Below are 4,130 nucleotides of genomic sequence, written 5' to 3' on the forward strand. Positions count from 1 at the left end.
ACGAAATTGCCGGCCACCAGTACGTCGGCCCCGGTGAGCAGCGGCTGGCCGTTGATGGACAGGGTTTCGGTCGAGGCCGGCAGCTCGGTGGCCAGCACCAAGCCGTTGGTCGAGGCGATGGCGTAGGCATCGGCGGCGCTATCGAAACCGGGGGTGGCAATGCCGTCGAAGTAAATAGCCGTTTGGTTGGCCACGGGGCCGTTGCGCAGGCTGAGCAGCAACTGAGTGCGGGTGTCGGCGGTACTGCGCTGGTAGACGGAGTTGATAGGCAAAGTCACGCGCTCGCGGTTGGTGAAGGCAATGCTGCCGGCCGTGCCGGGCGTGCTGGTCCGTACGAAGAAGCCCTGGCCCAGCGCCAGGTACTGGGTGCCGCCATTCACGCTCACCCCGTTGTTGTAGCTGGAATAGCTACCCGAATACTGGCCGCTGCTCTTAAACACGTACAGGGCCCGGTCAATGCCCGTGAGGCGGCCGTTGTCAGTCATCAGCTGCCAGTCGAGGGGCGAGGGGTAGGGATTGCCGCGCAGGTGGTAGCCGCTGGTGGCTTGGGTGCCGCGCGTCAGGTTGCTGGCCGTGAGCGGGCCGTTGTTCAGCGTGCCCACGAAATCCACGGTTTCGGTGCTGGCAATGTTCACAGTGTAGCCCAGAGTTGCCTGCAGCGGGTCGCCCACGGTATTAGGCGATACGTAGCCCTTGTCAAAATCCAGTGTGCCAGGGTTGCCGCTGGTCGTCACGCGCGTTTCGTCGTAGCTGAACACCGTCGGGAAGGGGGTTGCCGAGCTGCCCACGGTGTTATACAGCGGATTCACCACGGGCGAGTAGTTGGACGTGCTCAGGTCGGCTACCGTGGTGTTGGCCACCGGCGACGAGTAGTGGCGGTAGCCCAGGCCGGCGTTGAGGCTCGGGTCGATGTAGCGCTGCACGGTGGCCGTGCCCACTACCGCGCCGCCCGTGTTATCAATCGAAGCCGTACCGGCCGCTGACGACAGTAGCGTGAGCATCTGGCCGTTGGTGTTCAGGTTACCGTTGAATAAGGTGAGCAGCCGGCTCACGCTCAGCGGTTGGCTAAGGCTAAGACCACCCGCATTGTCCAGGCGCAGGAAGCGAATCTGGGCGGGCAGGCCATTGCCCGTTACCTGCGCCTGCGGTACCGTAGTCCTGTAAGAATAGATGGCGTCGGGGCTGTAGCTGCGGGTACCCGTGACCTGGATGGAGCCCGTCGGGCCCGACAGGGTAATGCCATTGGCATCACAGATGGTAATTTGGGCGCCGGCCTCCAGCACAAAGTTGCCGCCGCCAATTACTGTCTGGCAGTTGGTAACCAGAGCTCCCGTAACCGTGAGCGTACCGCTCACCAAGAGCGTGCCGCTAAGCGTAGCTACGCCGGTGCCGGTCACGGTTACGTTGCGGTAGCTACCCTGCACGTTCTGCGCCGTGCTCACCACCAGGTCTTGCGGGGTGCCTTGGCCGCTGAAATTGATGACGTAGGGGGAATTCGTTTGGCTGTTATTGGCAATTCTCACCGAGCCGGTGTTGGTGCCCGCTGCCGTGGGCGTGAATACCACACTGAACGTGGCCGAGCTATTCGGTGCCACGCTGGTCGGGGCCGTGCCGCTCAGCGCAAATGGCCCACTAAAGGTGAAGGCGCCCAGCGTGAGCACATCCGTCGCGCTGCTGTTGCTGATGGTGAACGTGACCGGGGCCGAGGTGCTGCCCAGCTGCGTCGTGGCAAAGCCAAAGAATGTGCTGCCGTTGGCGATGCCGCTGCCGCTTTGGCTCACGGCAATCTGCGGGTTGGGCACGGCGGCCTGGCCGTTGCCGGTCAGATTCACGGTGTAAGTAGCGGCGTTGGTGGCGTTGGAATTAATCACCAGCGTGCCGGTAGCCGTGCCAGTAGCCGTGGGCGTAAACGTCACGCTCACCGTGGCCGTGCCGCCGGCGGGCACCGTGGTAGGCGCCGTGCCACTCACGGCAAAGTTGCCGGTGGTCGTGATGCTGCCAATCGTGAGCGGGTCGGTGCCGCCGTTAGTTAGCGTGAAGGTCACGGGGGCGCTAGTGGTATTGATGGTCTGGTTGCCGAAGCTGTAGGCCGTGCCACCGCTGGGGTAGCTCGTGCCGCCCTGGCTCACGGCCAGCGTAGCGGCCGCCACACTCGTGGTGAAAGTGATGGTGGCCGGGGCGGTAGTGCCGCTGGGACAGGTGGTGGTGATGCTGACGGTGTAGGCCGTGTTCGGCGTCAGGCCCATCAGGGTGGCCGAAGTAGCCGTGGCTGGCAGGGTTTGCGTGGTCGTGGCCGGCGAAGTCGTCAGCGTGTAGCTCGTGGCCGAATTATTACCCGTAAACGACACCGTGGCCGATGTGCTGGTGATGTTGCTCGTGGCCAGGTTAGTAGGGGCTGCGCACGGCTGCGTCACCAGGAAGGTAGCCGGAGTCGAAGCCACGCCGGGGAAAGGCGGGTTGGTCACGGTCACGTTGTAGGAGCCCACCGTGGCCAGGTCGGCGGTGGTCAGGGCGGCCGTAAGCTGCGTAGCAGAGACGTAGGTGGTTGTGCGGTCCGAGCCGTTGAACTGCACGGTAGTACCGTTCACGAAGCCAGTGCCATTGACGGTGAGCGTCAGGCCCGGCGTGCCAACTTCGGCCGACGGGGGCGACAGACTAGTGATGGTGGGCGTGGGAGCTACCGTGATGGCCAGCAGGTTGAATGGCGTAAAAGCTAGGGCGGGCACCACATTGCGTTTGTTCGTGGCCGCGCCGGTGGTCAGGTCGAAGTCGTAGATGTTGCTGGACGAGTAGCCGCCGCTATTTGGCTTGGTCAGCTCCAGCAGGTACGCCTTGTTCGTGGTACCGGTGTAGAAAATGTCGAGGTTCAGCCGCGCCTCGGGCAGAATGCCAAAGCCACTGAGGGTAATAGGGGCGGCTGTATTAAGCGTACCCGCATTAGGCAGGTTCTGAATGGACAAAATCCCGGGCGGCGCGCTGGCGTCGTTGCGTACATCGACATCGTAGAGCGTCGTGGTCGTTGCCCCCCGAAAAGCATTGGTATAAGCTACGCCGCTCACGCGCGGGTCGAGCCCGAAGTTGGGGTCGCCGGCGGCGTAGGCCAGCGGCCCGTCGGCCGTGCCGGGGCTCGGAACATCGCCCGTTACCGGGCTGAGCCGGTAGTTGGCATCGTTGGAGCTTACTACCCGCGCTAGGTCGGCTACCGGGTTGAAATTAAAGCCAATACGTTCCGTGGCGCCACCCAGCGCCAACGAGATAGGCGCGCCACTCACCGGGGTTGCCACGCCGGTTTTTGGGTCCAGCGTATACAGCTGCGCGTTATTGCTGGCCAGGGCCGGGTCGTAGCCCAGTGCGTACAGCTGACCGGTCAGCGGTCTAAAATCCAGGCCCACGAGCTTCTGATTGCCCGTCAGACCAGTAATTCGCTGCAGGTTCGCATTCGGCGACCCACTCACGGGGTCAAAAAAAGCCAGGCCCTGGTCGCCGGCATTGCCCCCGGGCGGAAAGATGATATTGCCCGGCGCAACATTCTGCGTGAGAGTACCGAGGCCAATAATAGTAGTTTGTGCTTGTGCAGCTAAGCTGACCAACAAAACCAGCAGAATGCTCAGGGCAACGCGCAGATAGCGGCGTGGCCGCCGGCCCGCAGCCGGGCGCGAAAGTAGGCGTGTGTACATAAGCTGAAATGGAAAAAGGTAGTAAGAACTAATCGTGGCAGGCAGCACCATCGCCTGTGGCGGCTCATACGCTGACAGGACCTTTTCAGGATGAAAACACTAAAAAAAGTGTATCGGGGGCCGCGTTCTACGGTTCCCGATACACTTAAAAATAAGCAAATTCCCGTAAAAAAATCAGGCCACTACCCGCACCACATCGCCCACCCGAATGATGCCGCCCTGCGCAATGTGCGCCGTGAGGCCGCCGTGGCCGCGCATGGCGTTGTAGCCGCCGGGGCCCAGCTCTTCCTCCATGCGCGAGCAGGGGTGGCACTCGCCGGTGATATCGAGAATAACCTCCTCACCAATCAAAATCTGGCGGTTTTTCAGGGCTAGCAGGTTCAGGCCGCTCACCACCAGGTTGCGGCGCAGGCGGGCCGGGTCGAGCGGCGCATCCAGCCCCAGGAAGCCGGC

2 protein-coding genes are annotated in these 4,130 nt (G+C 62.7%); both read right to left on the bottom strand.

Annotated elements, in window-relative coordinates; all coding sequences use genetic code 11:
- On the bottom strand, positions 1-3,677 hold a 3,677-nt coding region (locus tag ACYVDE_RS16230; RefSeq protein ID WP_460502592.1), incomplete at its 3' end, for a DUF4394 domain-containing protein.
- 174 nt (positions 3,678-3,851) lie between these two features.
- Positions 3,852-4,130, bottom strand: a 279-nt coding sequence (locus tag ACYVDE_RS16235) for an MOSC domain-containing protein (RefSeq protein ID WP_460502593.1), incomplete at its 5' end; no start/stop codon positions are given.

The sequence above is a fragment of the Hymenobacter agri genome (assembly GCF_054778495.1).